We start from the raw sequence: 16,195 nt of genomic DNA on the forward strand, positions 1-16,195 counted from the left end.
GCAGCCAGGTCCCTTACCCTCACGGTAAGGGAGACCAACTTGATCATCAACAATACCGCGCGGCGCCTGGGCTAAATCCGGCGTAACGGTTTCCCCGCTCACCGGGCCTTTCGCCTGGTGAGTGGGGTCTCCGGCAGATTACGAAGAAGTGGCACATATGTATGAGCTGAAGAAGGTTGAAGACCTGGCCGAGGGTGACGAGGTGGTGTTGTGGACGACCCCTATCAACTACGAGGTGTCCGTCCTCGTGAAGGACATCCATATCTATGAGGAGATCGGCAAGGTCGGGATCGTCGTGGAGGAGTTCGAGTGGGGGGAGGTAACCGCGCCGATCGGGACTTACGTGACCATGGGCGGCGGGTGGTAGCTCTCCAACTGGGAAAATATCGAGGCGGCTTCTCACCGTGAGAAGTCGAACACGGTTTACGATGCCCTCATGTCGGTCGGGCCGCTGATTCAGGAGCTACGGTTAGGGTTGCACCTGTCGCAAACCGAACTGGCGCAACACCTCGCCGCCGTGTCGGGCAGGACGACCGTAACGCGTGAAACCGTCTCCAAATGGGAGAATGACAAGGTCACCCCTGGTCCATTCTGGCGGCGCCACCTCGCGACAGTGCTGCAAGTACCACTGTCGTTGTTGGAGGCAGAGTTAGTGAAGCGCCGTACGTTTCTGGTCGACGCGGTGGCCCTGGGAATTGCCCCGCTCGTTCCCGCACAGCACAAGGTAGATGCCAGCGAGATCTTCGCCTCCGTCAGCGGAGGCGACGCCGAGCCCTTGCGCACCATCCAGACCACCTACCGAACCGACATGCACCTGTCCGGCCTCGCGGTGCGAGACCGGCCGACCATCTACCGCCTCGTGAAGTGGATGCATGACGGGGCAACCCCTGTTCTCCGCGTCAACGCGGCAGGGATCATCGCCAAGTCACAGGACTTGGAACTGAGCGAACTGGCTACGGCCGCCATGCTCCGGGACGCCGAGGTTCGCCAGCTCTACCTGTCCGCCGTCGCCTCCCGCGTCGGCACCCAGACAGACGAACTCATCGGCGAGCTGACCAACTCCCGCGATGCGGGGGCGCGCTGGTGCGCTGCCGTCATGCTCCAAAAGAGGGGTGGCGAGGCTGCGAAGGCCGCCCTGATTCGTGCTCTGAGAACCGAGCCGGTGCGCGAGACTATCCGCACCATCGGCCTTGGAATTCAGGGAGAAGACCCATGCACGTGATCGAGATCCAGGAAGGCGAACTCGTCTCCGAGATCGGCCGGCAAGCCAAGGAGCTGGGCATCGTGAACGGTGCCATCGTCTCCCTGATCGGGGCTGTGGATTCGTTCGTCGTCTCCACAATGCCCGCAAAAGACCCAACAGCGGACAACATCACCGAATACGACATGACCGGTGAAATGACCGGCACCGGCGAGATCGTTGATGGCAAGCCGCATGTTCACGTGGTCATGGGCGTCGAAGGCGACAGGGGAGTGACCGGGCATTTGCACAGTGCCCAGATTGGTCACTGGTTCGCCCGCGTCTACGTGGTACCCGTCAGCTGAATTTGCCACCCCCCGTGCCACTCCCCAGCGTCTCCTTCTCATTGGTTATCTGGGCGTATGACAGTTACCGATTTGGAGGCGCCGGGGGCGCATTTGGCGCACATGGAAGAAGAGACCACCGAAGAGGCGGCGGGCGTGCAGTGGGGGGCGCTGGCCGCCGTGCAGCGGCTACTGGGCAACCACGGCGTCAGCTCTTGCCTCGCCCAGTCGATCAGCTTGAACCTGGTTGGCCCTCACCCCATCAGCCCGCGCAGGTGGTACTCGCCTGAGTTGATCGTGGCCAGCTCACAGGGCTGGCGTGATGCCACGGTGCGCATCGGGCCCCGCTCCGGCTGCTACTTCGTGACCATCCGCAACCGCACCGGTCTTGAGACGGTGCGCGAGGCCCAACAGGCGGCGAACCTGATCCTTGCCGCACGGCGAGGAAGCGCGGCGTGAGGGCTGCGGCGTCGACACAGCTTCGCGTCCCGGCCGTCGTCGCCCATGAGGGCGAAGCCGTAGCGCAGCATGTCCTGTTCGTGAATCACCCCACCGGGCCCCGGTTGCGGCATGCGAGCCCTCGCCCAGGTGACTGGGGCTATGGGATCCTGCGAGCTCGACAGAAGACCAACAACCGGGGCCGCCCCATCTTCCCTAAGATTCATGCCCGCCGCCAGTGGCAGCACATCGACCTGGGGCTCTGCCAGATGTGCAGTAGGCCGGCACTCGATCAAGACGGGCGGTGGTCGTGGCTGCTCTCCGATGACGGCAAGTCAGCGGATCAGGGATACACCAACGCTCCACCCACCTGCCGGGGTTGCATCCCCGAGGCGATCGAGCAGTGCCCCCACCTTCGCAAGGCTGCGGCTATCTACACCGTGGGCGGCTACGCGCCCTACGGCGTCCTGGCGAACCTGTATGTGCCCCTTGGGGAGCTGGCTCTCCCCCTCGCGGAAGGGGTCGAGTTGACGCTGTCCGACGACCGCATTGGGAGGGCTCTGGCCACCCAGCTCCTTGTGCGCCTCGATGACCTCCAGCCCGCGTCGCACCTGGCGGGCTGAAAGCTCCCCCGGTAGAGCATTCCTTCCCAAGGACGGTCCACGCCCAGTGACCGCGCTCTATCGGGGGCCTCAACACCCCTGGCTGTAGGTGAACAACGCCCACGTCACCGTCCCTCTTCGTCGTGGAGGGCGAGGAGAGGGGCAGCCAAGGGGCTCAACGCCAAACGGCGAAGGCCCGGCTGTGCACGCGTCGGGCCGGGGCCGTCGTACGTCACCTAATTCACGTACGCCGGTCGGGAGATGACGTATTCGAGGAACACGCAGAGCCCCCGGCCGCGCGGCCGGTGTCATGCCTCAACAGCGAAAGGAGGGATACGGGTGTCAGGTTCAGGCTCCCAGCCGTCCACATTGCTCAACACTTGATCCAATGTGTCATGCACCTCAAACAGCTCGATCAGGCCCGTGGTGGTGAGCATGCGCAGTAGGAACCGGGGAGTACCGGCCAGGATTAGACGGATTCCGCGCTCACGGCATCCTCTAAAAACTGTGATCAGCGCGCTGACTCCCGTCGAGTCGCAGAAGAGCATCGGGGTGAGGTTCAAGATTAGGCACCCCTCATTGAGGAAGTCCCAGAGATGCTCAACCATGACTATCAACGAGGGAGATGTGACCCAGTCCAAATCTCCCGTGACGTGGACAACCGCGCACTTGCCGTACGCACCCAGGTCAACGGTGAAGGCCATCCTCTTCTCAGGCTGACCAGCCACAGTCCACGCCTCCCACCTATGTACCTGCCTTGTTCCGTCATCCCACGGATGAGGTAAGGCGGGGCTCCAGATTATAGAAGGCGTACAGACGACGAGCACCCCCGGCCGGAGCCGGGGGCTTCCGTCATGCGGCGGGGAACGCGACGGTGCATGTCAGGTTGTCGCCAGCGGCCGTTGTCGTCTCGTTGTGGGAGTCGTTGACGGTGATGTCGCCGTTGGTGGCGATGTTCATGTACAGGAAGGTGTCGCCTCCGAAGTACCCCGAGAAGGGGATGGTCAACATAGGTCGGTAGTTCAACGGGGTAGTGCCGACCCTCGTACCGTCGAGGGTGGTGGGCAAGGTGGACCCGAGTGAAGTGTTGGCCATGACGAACACCCACCCGTTGCGGCGGTAGCAGGTGATCGATCCGGTGGCGAAATAGGTCGTGTTGAGCGTGCCCAGCACCTGGCCGGTGTTCTCCAGGAAGGCGTGGGTGTGGTCACTGGTTGCGAAGGTGGTCTCTACCCCCAGATCGTCCTTCGTGTAGAGCAGCCCATCTGACTTGGCGTACAGCGCCACCTGGCCCGCTGCGGGAGTAGCGGGGGCTGTCATCTCATTGAGCAGCACCCCGCCCCGGAAACGGGAAGTGGCGATGGAGTCGAGGCCGTTGTGAGCCAGCCGCATCAGCCGACCACCACCACTCGGTACTGGCTAGCGGCCGGAGCCGTCGCGAACCTGAGCGTGACCGTGTTGAGGTCGGTACGCTCCACGTCGGTGAAGATCTCCGCATAGGGCGCGGTGTTGTCGAACACCGTCACCGCCACGTCGCGGGTGCCGAGGCTGTGGGTCACCACGACCGCAGTGGCGGAGCCGTTGCCGACGTTGGCCGACAGCTTCCGGGCCACCACGGAGGTGTCGATGGCGACGGCGTCAGCGGTGACCGTGATGCCCGTGCCGCCGACGACGTTGACGACGCCGGTTGCGAAGGTGAGGCCGTTACCGGCAACGGTGGAGGCCAGAGAGATGTCATCGGCCGCAACCGTGAGTCCAGCACCAGCACCCACGTTGAACGTGCCGGCCGGGGCCTCGTTCAGGCCGCTACCGGCCACGTAGGTGGTTCCCGATGCGCCGCCGCCAACCTCGGTGAAGGACAGGGCCGTCACGCCGAGGTTGACGTTGTCGGTGACGAGGCGAAACACCTTGTCGGCGTTGGTGGTGCCCTGAAGTACGGTGACGGTCGCACCTGCGATCTCAGCGCTGGTGTCAGCGTCGAGCGCTCGTGTGGGCGCACCCGAGGGGGAGACGACGTAGATGCCGTTCTCAGAGCCGGTCGTCTGGTTCTTCAGCAGGATTCGGTCACCCGTGGCCAGGACAATACCGTCGAGCGTCTGGCCGTTGGCGTAGGCCGTCGCCAGAGCGCCGTTGGTCGTCGTGGCGACGCGGACCGCCAGCTTCCACGACAGGCCGCGCACCAGCGCGTCGGCGTACTGCTTGTTGACCGCATCGGTGGGGTTGCTGGGGTCTGCAACGTTGACGGCCCGCTGGTTGTCCAGGTCGATTCCGTTGCCGAACTTGACTGCCAAGGCTGTTCCTTATGTCAGAAGGGCGGTGCCAGCCTGCGGCTGGGCGAAGACGACAGAGAGGGTGTTGTCGTCGAGGTGGGTCACATCGGTGTGGACCACGACTCCGGAGGCATCGAGGATCGAGACCTGTGGCTTGTGGCCGAGGTTGTGGGTGAGCACCCATGAGGCACTCGGCGTGCTCTGGGCCAGAGCGATGGTGTTTCCGGGAGGGCCTTGCGGCCCTGTCTGACCGGGAGGCCCAGGAGGGCCAGGCGCACCGCCACCGAAAGGCAGGTAGCCGACTTCCACCGTGATGGTGGGGCCCACAGCTTCGATCAGCAGCTCGGTGCTGGTGTCGGTGACGGTGACCTGGGAGTCATTGGAGATCTCAACGACATCAGCCACCGGTCGTCACCTCCGGGGAGATGGCGATGGGGCCTTGGATCAGGCGGGTAACCACGCCGGAGGCTTCGACCACTTCGAGGTCGTAGACGGCCTTGGAGACGGTCCAGGCCGAGGAGACCTCGGGGGCGATGTGGATCAGGATCTTGCCGGTGGCCGCGTCGAGGGTGAGGCCGCCGTTGGTGGTGTCGAGCCGGTGGATGAGGGCGCCTCCGGGCTTGTCCCGGATCTCCATGCGGGCGGTCGCGCCCGTGAGGTCTATCGTCTGCCCGTCTCGGAGCCAGCGGAGGGTACGCCGAACGGTCGTGCCCTGGTCAATGTTGAAGCGGTACGTCCCCGCCACGGTGCTTTCTCCTTCGGGGGTGGAGATGGAAACGGCCCCCGTGTGAGCGGGGGCCGGCACTTACTTCTTTCTTGCTACAGGGTCACTCGGAGGCGGAGGAGTTGTCGTTGTGGAGGTAGGTGATGACGGCGGTCAGCACGGCCTGGCCGACCGACAGGCCCACCAGCTTCCAGTCGATGTCGGCGCTGGTCTGGAGGGAGACCAGGACACCGCCGATGGCGATCAGTACGGAGGCGATGAGGCCCTGGAGGCCGGTTCGCTTGGCACGGTAGGCGGCGTTGGCGGTGGGGGTGATCTTCACGTGTCCTGCGTCCTCTTGGTCGTCGAGAAGGTCGTCGAGCTGGTCGTACGGCTCGATGTAGGGCTCGTAGGTCGCGGTCTGGGGGTCGGCCTGTGGGGTGAAGTACTGCTCGAAGAAGGGGTCGGCGTCGGCCGCCACGAGCGGCTCGACCTCCTCGCTCAGCAGCTGCCGGGAAACCCACGTAGGCCACTCGGGCTCAGGCTCGGGCTCCTGCGGGATCTCGACCGGGGGTGGGTAGTAGGGCTGCGGTGCCGGGGCCGGAGCGGGCGCCGGAGGGGAGGCCGGCGAATGCGTCCGTTGGGCGGCGAGCGCTTGCAGCCGGGCTTGGAGGTCGTTGGGGTCCATCAGTGCAGGGCAACCCACGTGTCGCGGTCGATGACGCCGTCCGCCTTCAGGCCACGGAACTTCTGGAGCGCGCGAACCTGGATGGCCATGGGCTCACCGAACGTCTGGTCGTCAACGCCCTCGCCGACCGGGAATCCGCGGGCGTCCAGGAGCTTGTTCGCGGTCTTGATGTGGCGCTTGAGCGCCGGGGTCTTCTCGCACCCCTTGGTCAGGGTCGGCAGGTTTTCCACGAGGGTCTCCGTCCAGTTCGGGGTGGGCTTGGGCGTGGTGGGCTTGGGAGGAGTAGGCGGCTTGGGGGTGGCCGGGGCCGCCGCGTAGCGGGGCCGCACGTAGCCGTAGATGCGGGCGTTGGAGCGGCTGAGGGTCTTGCGGTAGCAGCCGTCGCCGTTGCCCTGGACACCGTTGGCGGCGCTGCCCGAGGTGTTGCCGCCGATGGTCGTGATGGAGCTGGCGGTGACCTTCTCGACCAGCTCGACGTGGTAGATGCCAGCCGCGCCGCCCGTGGTGTAGACGACGAGGTCACCCACAGCCGGGGTGGTGAACCACCTCTTATGGGCCTTGGCCCACGAGTACTGAGACAGGACGCCAGCGGTGTGGGGATAGTCGGTGTTCGGCTTGAGTCCGGCCGCCTTGCACCACACCGACGTCGCGGCGGCGCACCAGGGGTAGCCGTAGCCGCCACCGGGGTAGCCGGGAATCCGGCCGAACTCGCGGGTGATGGGCACGAGGTTGGACCCTGCGGGGCTCTCACGCATGCCCAGGTCCGCCCGAGCCTCTGCGATGACCTTCGCAGCGGTGGTCAATGGTCCTCCAAACGACAAAGGGCCCCGCCGTTTCCGGCAGGGCCCCGAGGGGGGTTACTTCGTGATCAGGGGTTGAGCATCTTGATGATGGCCAGGGCGAGCGCGCTCAAGGAGCCGACCACCGAGACGGAGATGCCGTACTTCCACTTCTCCAGGCCCCGGATGCGGGACTCGTGATCGCCCTGGGTCTCACCCACACGGTCGATCTTGACCATCACGGCCTTCAGGTCGTACTTCATCTCCAGCAACTGGGCGTAGATCTGGTGGGTGCCGATGAACACCCCGCCCATGTTGGGATCGGTGTCGTCGTGGACTGGCAACGTCAGCTCCTCTCTCAACGGCGGGGGTTGCGCCAGGTGACGTCGAGTCGGTTGGACCAGGCGGAGTAGAGCCCGTTCTGAGAGGCGCGGCAGCTGTAGCCGAGCACCTTGTAGTTGTGGACGTCGTCTCGCTTCTTGGCGTAGACGAGCGTCGACCACTTGCCGTTGGAACCGACCGTGGTCGGCTTGGGCGTGTAGTCGGCCTGTCCCCAGGCGGTGACCCGCTGGGTTCGGAACTCCAGCCTCGCGCCGGGCTTTCCGGTGCCGTAGATCTTCAGCCAGGTGCCGCCCTGCTGGCTGTGGTTGACCGGGCCGGTGATGACCGGGGTGGGCAGCGTGACCGGCGTTACCGTTCCGGCGATCATGTCGAAGTAGTGGAGGACTTCCTCGGAGGCTTGGTAGTCGCGAAAACGTCGGGCCCGAAGGTCCCACTGTGATCCCACCGGGTACTTCGCGGCGTTGGTCTCGATGGTGGAGGACCAGGTACCGTCCGTCTGAGGCATGATCATGCCTCCCTCAGATCCCACCGGGGTCCAGGTGTTGGCGTTCCTCGGGCTGGCCTCCAGCAGCACCCACTCGCTGCCATCGGTGGCCAGCGGGGAGCTGGTGGTGGCGGACTGGATGATGACGGTCTCACCAACCTTGAACTGGGTGGCGTTGTCCGAGGGGTCCGGGGGCGGCGGGGGAGCGGCGTTGGCCTGGACGACGTACCAAAGGCACGGGTCGTTGGCGAAGTAGGAGCCGATCTTCACTTCGCCCTTGATGACATGCTGCTTGCCATCGGCCGGGATGGTGATGCGCCGCACTGCGCTCGCGCCGGGGTTGAGCACGATCTCCGTGCCCACCGTCACACCGTCGAGCAGCAGCCGGTTGGTGTACGCCTGCGAGACCCCGCCGGTGTTGGAGACCGACACGTCCACGTACTGCTCGTTCGTGGCCGGGTTCTGCGTGATGGCCTGCACGAGGTGGGAGACCACTCCGGCACAGTCGGACCACACCTCAATGGAGGCGGACTGGGCACCGGGGGTGCCGTTGATCCCCCGGTCGACGACCTTGACCTGATGACGGCGGCCGTCGTTGGGGACGGGCAGACGGATGGACCGCACCGTCGAGCCGCCGCTGTAGAGGTAGGAGGAGGTGATGGTGGCGCCGTCGAGTTGCAGCACCACGTTGTGCGTCACCGAACAGGTGAAGTTCACATGGTGGACCCGGTTGGGCAGCGGCATGACCACGCCACCGGAGGTGTACGACAGACAGAACGTGCCGGGGTCCTGGTCAATCGCAGCGTTGTTGATCGCCATTTACGCCGCCTTCTTGATGAGAAAGTCCGAAACGGGGACCTCTTCCAGCTGGACGAGGTTCTCGCGTGCTTCGACGCCGTTGACGCGGCCCCACAGGTTGCGGATGGAGGCGTACAGGAAAGGGGTCTCGCCGGTGCCGTAGGTGCCGATGGTCGGCTTGACCCTCGGGCCGTCTTCGGCGCTGGAGGTCAGCCGCGCCTCGCGGACGATCTCGTCGCGCACCTCGCCGTCGATGTGGACGCGGACCACATCGCCCAGGCCGTAGTCCCGGCCGTACATCGTGGTGTCGGTCTCGATCGGATCGATGGAGATGGACGCGGCCGGGCCCGAGTCGAGGTTGAAGGCATCCACCTCGTCTTGGATGGCGCGGTACTGTGCCGACCAGACCGGAGGGTCCAGAGCCCAGCCCGCCTGCTTGGCGGGGTCCGGGAGCCACTGCCAGGTGATGTCGCGGCGGTCCTTGTAGCGTTCCGCGGTGACCCCCCACTCCGTTTCGGTGGCGGTGAAACCAGCGGTTGCCCAGGCCAGAGTGTGCTGCTTGTCGGCCGGGGTATCGGCCGGCACTCCCCACCACTCGGGGTCGTACTCGTCGTTCTTGAAGTAGCCGTACCAGCGCTCGGGGCCGGACTTCTCCGCCCAGTTCTCGGTATAGCCGGAGACGGTCCCGGTGGGGGAGTAGGTGGGTACCCGCTCGAACTCGCGCCAGGTGCGGTTTTGGGTGGCGACCACGATGCGGGTCGCCTCGGGCGCCTGCACCATGTAGTCGTAGCCGCGAAGGTTGCCCATCTCCGCCCCGAACTGGATCTCGCCGGACAGGTCGGCGATCGGCTCCAGCTTGAGCAAGATGCCTGGACCGGTGGCGGCCGGGTCGCCATTGGAGGCGACCGAGGCCGGGTCGGCGTGCCAGCTGAAATGGATGCGAAATCCGTAGACGGCGGTCAGCAACGACACCAGCTGGTCGACCTGGTCATAGCGAAGCCGGGTGACACGGGAGACGTCATCGTCGAGGAAGTCGGTAGTGGTGTCGACGTGGGGGATGAACAGCCGATCCAGCTTGCGGGCCGCGTTGCCTTGGGTATTGGCCAAAAACAGCTGGCGGAGCACTTCGGCGACGTTGGGCCAGGTCGGGTTGGCCTGCCAGTACTGGACGGCTGAGGCCAGGTGGATGTCAGCGGCCGGGTTGGTCCAAGCCAGCCGCTCAGCGAGCAGGTAGTTGTCATCCACGCCGGACACGTCGACCGTGCCCGCCCCAGCGGCCTCGGGATCCCAGCGCTTCCTGAGCTGGCGGATGGGCCCGGAGAAGATGGGGTCGGTCTCGCCCTCCTGGATGACGACGATGCCCCGGCCGGGGATGAGCATCTTCGACTGCGGGCTGCCTGCGGGAACCGTGAGTTTCCACGAGCCGATGGCGTTGTGGCGCTGGATCGCGTCGAAGGCGGTGTAGGTGTCGAGTCCGCCGACGATGGCGAGGGGGGCGAGGCCGTCGCCTCCCTCCGCCTTGGAGCGGGGGAACAGCGACTCCCGGACGAAGATCTGGAAGTTGCGCATATCAGATTCCCAGGTAGGCGGGCAGGAAGGAGACGTTCAGGTCGGGGGTGGTGCCGGTCGTCGAGTCGACCTGCATCGCGACGTGGTTGACGCCGGGTTCCAGCGCCCACATCTGCGAGGCGATGTCGAAGGCCCACCACATGGAGTCGCCGAGGGTGGGCGACCAGGGGCCGCCGAAGACCGAGGCGGTGTAGAGGCGGATCGACTGCGCGCCCTTGGCGGTGTCGATGACCAGGATTTGGTTGGGGGCGATAGTGAAGGCGCTGGCGAAGCGCAGCTCCTTGACCACCACTCCGGCGTCGTTCCTCAGCACCAGCGAGAAGCGGGAGGCCAATGGGCCTCGGATCTCGAAGCGCGGCTGGGCTTCGACCTCGCCGGGGTTGGTCACGTCCAGGTTGCCGCCCAGTTCGGGGGTGGTGGAGCTGGCCGAGGTGCGGGTCAGGTGCTGGAAGTAGGGGGAGGGGGCTCGCAGGAGCAGCCCGTAGGTTGCCCAGTGGACGCCGTTATCGCTGCCCTCGCCACCCTCCATACCTCCGGCGTAGAAGCAGGTGATGGAGCGGGTGGGCTCTGCCACCAGCGCGGAGCCGCCCTGGGGAAGGGTGTACTCCGTCGTCTGGAGCTGGACCAGGCCCTTCTTGGGGTTGAGCGAGGCGATGAAGGCTCGCTTGAGGGCGAGCATCTCGTAGCGGGAGGCGCCGGTGATGGTGACAGGCAGGAAGATCTCCCGCATGGTGGCGCGGGCGAAGCGGACGAACCCACCGTCGATGCCGGGGTACTCATCGGCCATCACGTCGTAGGTCGGGGCGTCCAGGCCCTTGGCGCCATCGCGTAGGTAGATGGTCGCACCGGCTGAGCTGGCGGAGGCATCGGCCAGGGTGTAGACGCTCCCGTCCACCCCCCGTAGCTGCACGACGGTGGGTTGAAACAGCACAGACAAACCTCCTGAAGGCAGCGAAAAGAGAGGCCCCGGCCGGGAGGGTGTGGCCGGGGCCCCAGTTCGGGGAGCGGGTTACTGGTAGAGGGTGTCGGCGTAGGAGAGCTGCTTACGGAGCTGCTCCTCGGTGGGGATGTTCGGGGCGGCGTTGACGGTGATGTTGTAGACCTTCTGCGCGGTCGCCTTGGGGGTGTCCACGGCGTCTCGGACCCTCAGGTTTCGGGCGTAGGTGGTGATGCCTTGGGCCAGTGAAGCCACCGCGGATTCGTTCGCCGTCATGCTCGCCGTCACCGGCTCGATGGCAGCCAAGGACACCATCTGGAGCGTCGGCTCCATCTCCGTCGAAAGAGAGCTGGCCGCCACCTTCGAGGCAGACACCTTGGGTGCGGAGACGGTCGGACCGGCGAAGGTCCGGTTCAGGCTGGACAGCGAAGCGATCATTGCCGCCACAGCCGAGGAGACCGCACCACGCGCCCGAGCCATCGCCCCAGACACCGCCGAGACGAACCCGGACAGTTGGCCGGCCGAAGCAGCCTGTGACGCCAGCGACTTGAACTGCGCCACCGACGTGGTGACTCCAGACCTGATGTTGCTGGTGACCTTCGTCATGTTGGCCTTGACCGCGTCGGGGGTCTTGTCGGCCCGCGCCGCAGCGGCCATCTGGGTGGGTAGCTGCTTGAAGGCGGTGGTCGCCTGGGTGGCTCCCGTCTTGATAGCCGCAGTGACCTTGGTCATCTGGCTCGTCATGCCAGCGACGATCGTGCCGTCCGAGACGACGGCCGAGGACATCGCCTTGGGCAGCGTGGCGAAAGCGGTCTTCGCCGTGGTAACCCCAGTGGTGACCGCAGTAGTGATCTTGCTCATGATCGAGGTGATCCCGGTCGAGACGTTCTCGCTCAGCACCGCCTGGCTCATGCCATCGGGCAGCTTCTTGAACGCCGCCGCACCTTCGGTGGCCTTCGCCCCGATGATGGTGTTCATCGCCGAGAGCTTGTCCCCGATCTCCTGCGGGGTCTTCGCGGAGTTGATGATGTCCTGCATGACCTTGGGGAGCTTGGCGAAGTTCGACTGAGCAGACGTCACACCAGCGGCGATCTTGGCATTGGTCTCGTCCAGCTTGATGCCCATGAGCTGGGCGATCTGGCTGGCCTGGGTCTTGTCCTCCATCCCCTTGAGCATGTTCGTGACCTGGGCGATGGCCTCGGGGCTCTTGGTCTGGATGGCCGTGAGGATGCTCTGCATGTTCGTGCTCATGCTCATGGCCAGCGGGTCCTTGGACGCCGCAGTCGTGGCGATCAGCTTCTGCATCGAGGCTTGCCATGCCTTGTCCGCCTCGCCGCCCTTGGCGGTGACGGTGTTGATCAGGCCGGTGAACTGCTCCTTGAAGCCCTCGTTGAGCTTGGCGGACCCGGCGTTCCCGGTCTCCACCAGGCCGTCGATGCTCGTCTGCCACGAGGTGTTCAGCTCGCGCATCTTGCCGACGCTTTCGCCGATGATGGCTGCGAGGGTGAGCCCGAGCTGGCGCTGGAGGTTGAGGGCTGCTTCCTGGGTGGAGTCTGCCTGGTCGACCAGGCCCTTCAGGTGCTCGGCGGAGACGGTGGCCGTGGTCTTCAGGGTGCCCGTGATGATGTCGCCGAATTCGGCCGTCGACTCGGCGGCATCGCCGATGTAGTCGGCCATGCCCAGGGCGGCCGAGGCCGCCGACGAGGCGAAGTTGATCAGCGCCGTGGTGAGGTTGGTGATGCCGTCGATGGCTGCCGAGTCCGACAGCTGCTCTCCCAGCGCACTGACCGCAGCGGCCAAAGTCGAAAGCACCTGGGGCGCCATCTTGGCGAAGGCGCGGGCGACCTGCTCCAGGGCAGGTGCCATCTCCTCCAGCGCATTGGCAAACGACTGAGCGGCCTGGCCGTAGACGGCGCTGTTGTTGGAGAAGGCGTCGAACAGCTTCTTGAAGGCGTTTGCCAAGGTGTCGATCACGCCGGGCGCGAATGAGGCGAAGGACCCGACCAGGTTGGCGATCGAGGGGGCGAGCTTGAGCGCCGCCCCGGCGATCGAGGCGAACCCTTCCTGGAGTACCGGAGCCCAGTTCGACAAGCTGGCGAAGAACAGACCGAAGGCCGTTCCGAGCACACCGAGACTGGCGGAGATCGAGGTGAAGAAGCCCGAGGAGTTCAGGTTGCTCAGAGCGACGTTCAGCCCGCCCAGCGCGTTCGTGACGAAGCTGAGCAGTCCCTGCGTCAGCGGCGTCAGTGCCGATGCCGAGGAGGCGAAGGCCGCACTCAGCCCGTTGTAGAGCGGCGTCCCCTTTTGAAGGGCTGCGTTCATCTTGTTGACCGCCCCGGACAGGGCGTCAACCATCGGCTTGGCGACCTGCCCCAAAGTGGTGGTGATCGTCTGGCCTAGGGCCTTGAAGTCTTCCTTCAGTTCCTTGTTGTGCTTGATGGTCGAGGCCGCGATCGCGGCGAAGATGAGCGGTACCGCTGTCAGCGCGGCCACTCCGATGACGACCGAGGCGATCGCAGCGGCAGCCGCCACGGCGGCGGTGACCATCGCTCCCAGCGCAGCGACGACGGCGGTGAGGATGACGACCGTGCCCGCCATCTGGGCCAGGGTCGCCGCGACGCCAGCGACGGCGGAGCCGACCGAGCCGAGTGCGTTGCTGGCCAATCCGCCGGCCCGCGTCATGCCGGAGAAGGCGCCCTGGGCGCTCTCGCCGAGCGTGCCGAAGGACTGCATGGTCTGGCCGACCGCTGCGGAGACTCCGGCCAGGACACCGACCGCGAGGCCACCAACTCCACGCAGGGAGCCGGACAGCGCCGTCAGGCCCGAACGGTCAACATCGACCCGGACCTTCTTGGTCTCCGGCTTGGTGATCTCCTTGATCTTCGTCTTCGCCACTGCGACGTCGGCGTTGACGTTGACCTGCTTGCTGTCCTTCTTGGTGACCTCGGCGATGCGAGCGGAGGCGTTCGCGGTGTCGAGCTGGAGCTTGACGTCCACGTTGCGCTCGCGCAGGAACGTCTTCAGCGACGCACCGGCCTTGCCGGAGTCGAGGGTGACCTTGACCTTGAGTTCGCGGTCGCGCAGAGCCTTCTTGAGGTCGGCGTCGAACTTCGCCAGGTCGGCGTTGACCTTGATGTCGATGGTCTTGTTGGACCACTTCGCCAGCTCGGCCTTGACCTTGTCGCCGAACTCACTGGTGTCCGGAACGACCTTGACGCCGACGCGGCCGACTTCCTTACGTGCGGGACTTCCCGCCATGGATTCCTCCGGGTCCGCCCCCTTAGGGGGCGGACGGGGGAAGGGGAACCTTCCGCTGGCCAGGCCCGATCACAGGCGCCGGGGCGTCCTCACCCCGCAGGCGGGCAAGCAATGGGGTGGGCTTCTTGGGGGCCTGCTCCGCAGCCGGAGCACCGGGGCGCGGATAGGCGGGGAAGGGCTCGACCTTCTTCGGCTTGTCGGAGTTCGACACCTGGAAGAGGTAGGTCAGGGCGTTGATGGCGTCGTAGAGGTCGGCCAGCACGAACGTCTGCCGGTCCCAACCCGCGTACTGGTGGCCACCGCGGACTGCCGTGACGTAGGCCGAGTCGATGGGGAGCTGCCTGATCCATGCCAGCGCCAGCTTGGGAGAGAGTCGGCCGCGCGAGACGTCGCGGATATCGGTGTGGTAGATCCGCTGGAAGTCAGCGGCCAGCTCATCCCCGTACTGGTCAATCAGCTCGATCAGGCTGAGGCTTCCCCCAGGGCGTCTCCGTTGCCGGCCTTCATCCAGGCGTCGAAAACGCGGGTGCGGATCTGCGGCGGAAGGTCGTCCAGGGAGTTCTTCAGGGACTTCTTCTTGTCAGCGGAGGCGATCAGCATCGCGTCCATCGCCTCGATGCGGGCGAAGGTGTCGGCGCCTTCGTCGCTGACGACGTTGAGCAGGGTGGTGACCACCTTGAGCTCCTCCTTACCGAGGAGCAGGACCGGGCGAAGGGTGACGGTCTCGCCGTCCTTGGCGTGGAACTCAAGGCCCTTGGCGGCCAGCTCACGCTTGACGTCGTCAACCAGGTCTTCGTACTTCAGAACAGCCATGGGGATTCCTTCACAAGCAGCGGGAACGTGGGAATGGGAGCCCCGCCGAGAGCGCCATTCCCAAGCACTCTCAGCGGGGGGTTTTCGCTACCAAACTCATGTATGAGGGCATGAGTAAGACAGGTGGATCAGGTCTGGTCGATGGTGAACGGGCGGGAGGTGGTCTCGCCGAAGTTCGTCTCGACCTTCACGTCCACCGCCAGGTCGCCGGACTCCACGGGAGTCGGGACGGTGACGGTGACCTGGGTACCGGTCGGGGTGGTCTTCACGCCGGTGCCCTCGTAGACGCCGAACCAGACGGTGAGGGGAGCGTCCAGGTTCGTGCCGGTGAGCTGGATCGTGGCGCCGGGCGCGGCGGTCGCCGGGGCAACAGCGGTCAGGGTCGGGGGAGAGATCTCGACCGACTTGCCCCACATGACCGGGGAGATCTCACCCAGGCCGGCCGAGCCGCCCAGGATGGTCGCCTTCACCGGCATCTCGCTCAGCGCGGCCGGGTCGTAGGTGACGCCCTCGGCACCGATGAGGGAGACCCGCTCGTAGTACTCGACCACATGCCGGTCACCGTCGACCGCGACGATGAGCATGGCCTTGGTGGTGGAGGAGGGGACGGACGGGATGATGAAGGAGCCATCCGCCGAGACGCCGCCGCCGCCGTAGTACAGCTTGTAGGTCTCCAGGTTGAAGTCCGCCAGCGCCAGGGTGACCGTGTAGATCTTCGCCGGGCTGGTGGTGCGCAGCGCCGGGTTCTGCCAGGTCCCCAGCACTTCGGGCTCGTCACCCTCGGACTCGTGGGTGATGCCGTTCTCCAGCGAGGTGTTGCCGATGCTGGACCAGGCGCTGCCGACGCTCTCACGCAGGGTGCGCAGGTTGAGAATGTCCAGCGGCAGGGTGGGCTTCGGCGTGCCCTCGGCGGCGACGAAAACGTATCCGGTCGCCGGAACGAGGACGGGGTCCTTGGTCAGGTACGTCGGGGGCATTGCCTATCTCCTA

The 16,195-nt window shown here is 65.7% G+C and carries 20 protein-coding genes; 5 read left to right on the forward strand and 15 right to left on the reverse strand.

Going from position 1 to position 16,195, the window contains the following annotated elements:
* Nucleotides 1-157 precede the first annotated feature (157 nt).
* The 5 genes from ACVCAG_RS30965 to ACVCAG_RS30985 all read left to right on the forward strand — a co-directional run bounded on the left by ACVCAG_RS30965 (nucleotide 158) and on the right by ACVCAG_RS30985 (nucleotide 2,585).
* Nucleotides 158-367, forward strand: coding sequence for a hypothetical protein (locus ACVCAG_RS30965; RefSeq protein WP_447190920.1), 210 nt, complete (start codon nucleotides 158-160; stop codon nucleotides 365-367).
* Nucleotides 368-436: 69 nt separating this feature from the next.
* Nucleotides 437-1,222, forward strand: coding sequence for a helix-turn-helix domain-containing protein (locus ACVCAG_RS30970; RefSeq protein WP_447190921.1), 786 nt, complete (start codon nucleotides 437-439; stop codon nucleotides 1,220-1,222).
* Nucleotides 1,213-1,545 carry a PCC domain-containing protein gene (locus tag ACVCAG_RS30975; RefSeq protein WP_447190922.1) on the forward strand — a complete coding sequence of 111 codons (333 nt, stop codon included), beginning with the start codon at nucleotides 1,213-1,215 and terminating at the stop codon, nucleotides 1,543-1,545. Before ACVCAG_RS30970 ends, ACVCAG_RS30975 begins: the two co-directional genes overlap by 10 nt.
* Before the next feature lie 57 nt (nucleotides 1,546-1,602).
* Nucleotides 1,603-1,983: a hypothetical protein gene (locus ACVCAG_RS30980; RefSeq protein ID WP_447190923.1), complete on the forward strand. Its 381-nt coding sequence runs from the start codon at nucleotides 1,603-1,605 to the stop codon at nucleotides 1,981-1,983.
* The gene (locus ACVCAG_RS30985; protein WP_447190924.1) at nucleotides 1,980-2,585 is read left to right on the forward strand and encodes a hypothetical protein; all 606 of its coding nucleotides are present in this window, start codon (nucleotides 1,980-1,982) and stop codon (nucleotides 2,583-2,585) included. Before ACVCAG_RS30980 ends, ACVCAG_RS30985 begins: the two co-directional genes overlap by 4 nt.
* 287 nt (nucleotides 2,586-2,872) lie before the next feature.
* Here the strand turns inward: ACVCAG_RS30985 and ACVCAG_RS30990 are convergent, their stop codons facing one another.
* The 15 genes from ACVCAG_RS30990 to ACVCAG_RS31060 form a co-directional block, all read right to left on the reverse strand.
* On the reverse strand, nucleotides 2,873-3,292 hold the full coding sequence (locus tag ACVCAG_RS30990; protein WP_447190925.1) for an STAS domain-containing protein: 420 nt from the start codon (nucleotides 3,290-3,292) through the stop codon (nucleotides 2,873-2,875).
* 124 nt (nucleotides 3,293-3,416) lie between these two features.
* Nucleotides 3,417-3,956 (reverse strand): hypothetical protein, encoded by a 540-nt coding sequence (locus ACVCAG_RS30995; RefSeq protein ID WP_447190926.1) that lies wholly within the window; start codon nucleotides 3,954-3,956, stop codon nucleotides 3,417-3,419.
* Nucleotides 3,956-4,855, reverse strand: coding sequence for a hypothetical protein (locus ACVCAG_RS31000; protein ID WP_447190927.1), 900 nt, complete (start codon nucleotides 4,853-4,855; stop codon nucleotides 3,956-3,958). Before ACVCAG_RS31000 ends, ACVCAG_RS30995 begins: the two co-directional genes overlap by 1 nt.
* Before the next feature lie 9 nt (nucleotides 4,856-4,864).
* On the reverse strand, nucleotides 4,865-5,239 hold the full coding sequence (locus ACVCAG_RS31005) for a hypothetical protein (protein WP_447190928.1): 375 nt from the start codon (nucleotides 5,237-5,239) through the stop codon (nucleotides 4,865-4,867).
* Nucleotides 5,232-5,579: a hypothetical protein gene (locus ACVCAG_RS31010; protein ID WP_447190929.1), complete on the reverse strand. Its 348-nt coding sequence runs from the start codon at nucleotides 5,577-5,579 to the stop codon at nucleotides 5,232-5,234. Before ACVCAG_RS31010 ends, ACVCAG_RS31005 begins: the two co-directional genes overlap by 8 nt.
* Nucleotides 5,580-5,661: 82 nt before the next feature.
* Nucleotides 5,662-6,225 (reverse strand): hypothetical protein, encoded by a 564-nt coding sequence (locus ACVCAG_RS31015; protein ID WP_447190930.1) that lies wholly within the window; start codon nucleotides 6,223-6,225, stop codon nucleotides 5,662-5,664.
* Entirely contained in the window at nucleotides 6,225-7,028 is an 804-nt protein-coding gene (locus tag ACVCAG_RS31020; protein ID WP_447190931.1) for a peptidoglycan-binding protein, read from the reverse strand. Before ACVCAG_RS31020 ends, ACVCAG_RS31015 begins: the two co-directional genes overlap by 1 nt.
* Before the next feature lie 65 nt (nucleotides 7,029-7,093).
* Nucleotides 7,094-7,348 carry a hypothetical protein gene (locus ACVCAG_RS31025; protein WP_447190932.1) on the reverse strand — a complete coding sequence of 85 codons (255 nt, stop codon included), beginning with the start codon at nucleotides 7,346-7,348 and terminating at the stop codon, nucleotides 7,094-7,096.
* Nucleotides 7,349-7,362: 14 nt separating this feature from the next.
* Nucleotides 7,363-8,649, reverse strand: coding sequence for a hypothetical protein (locus ACVCAG_RS31030; protein WP_447190933.1), 1,287 nt, complete (start codon nucleotides 8,647-8,649; stop codon nucleotides 7,363-7,365).
* Complete coding sequence (locus tag ACVCAG_RS31035; protein WP_447190934.1) at nucleotides 8,650-10,197, reverse strand: Gp37-like protein; 1,548 nt, start codon at nucleotides 10,195-10,197, stop codon at nucleotides 8,650-8,652.
* 1 nt (nucleotide 10,198) lies between these two features.
* Nucleotides 10,199-11,128 carry a hypothetical protein gene (locus tag ACVCAG_RS31040; protein WP_447190935.1) on the reverse strand — a complete coding sequence of 310 codons (930 nt, stop codon included), beginning with the start codon at nucleotides 11,126-11,128 and terminating at the stop codon, nucleotides 10,199-10,201.
* Nucleotides 11,129-11,206: 78 nt separating this feature from the next.
* Nucleotides 11,207-14,392: a hypothetical protein gene (locus ACVCAG_RS31045; RefSeq protein WP_447190936.1), complete on the reverse strand. Its 3,186-nt coding sequence runs from the start codon at nucleotides 14,390-14,392 to the stop codon at nucleotides 11,207-11,209.
* A 22-nt stretch (nucleotides 14,393-14,414) separates the two neighbouring features.
* Complete coding sequence (locus ACVCAG_RS31050) at nucleotides 14,415-14,654, reverse strand: hypothetical protein (protein WP_447190937.1); 240 nt, start codon at nucleotides 14,652-14,654, stop codon at nucleotides 14,415-14,417.
* A gap of 200 nt (nucleotides 14,655-14,854) precedes the next feature.
* Entirely contained in the window at nucleotides 14,855-15,205 is a 351-nt protein-coding gene (locus ACVCAG_RS31055) for a hypothetical protein (RefSeq protein ID WP_447190938.1), read from the reverse strand.
* 128 nt (nucleotides 15,206-15,333) lie between these two features.
* Entirely contained in the window at nucleotides 15,334-16,182 is an 849-nt protein-coding gene (locus ACVCAG_RS31060) for a phage tail tube protein (RefSeq protein ID WP_447190939.1), read from the reverse strand.
* Between the last annotated feature and the right edge of the window lie 13 nt (nucleotides 16,183-16,195).

It is taken from the genome of Streptosporangium sp. G12, assembly GCF_052983175.1.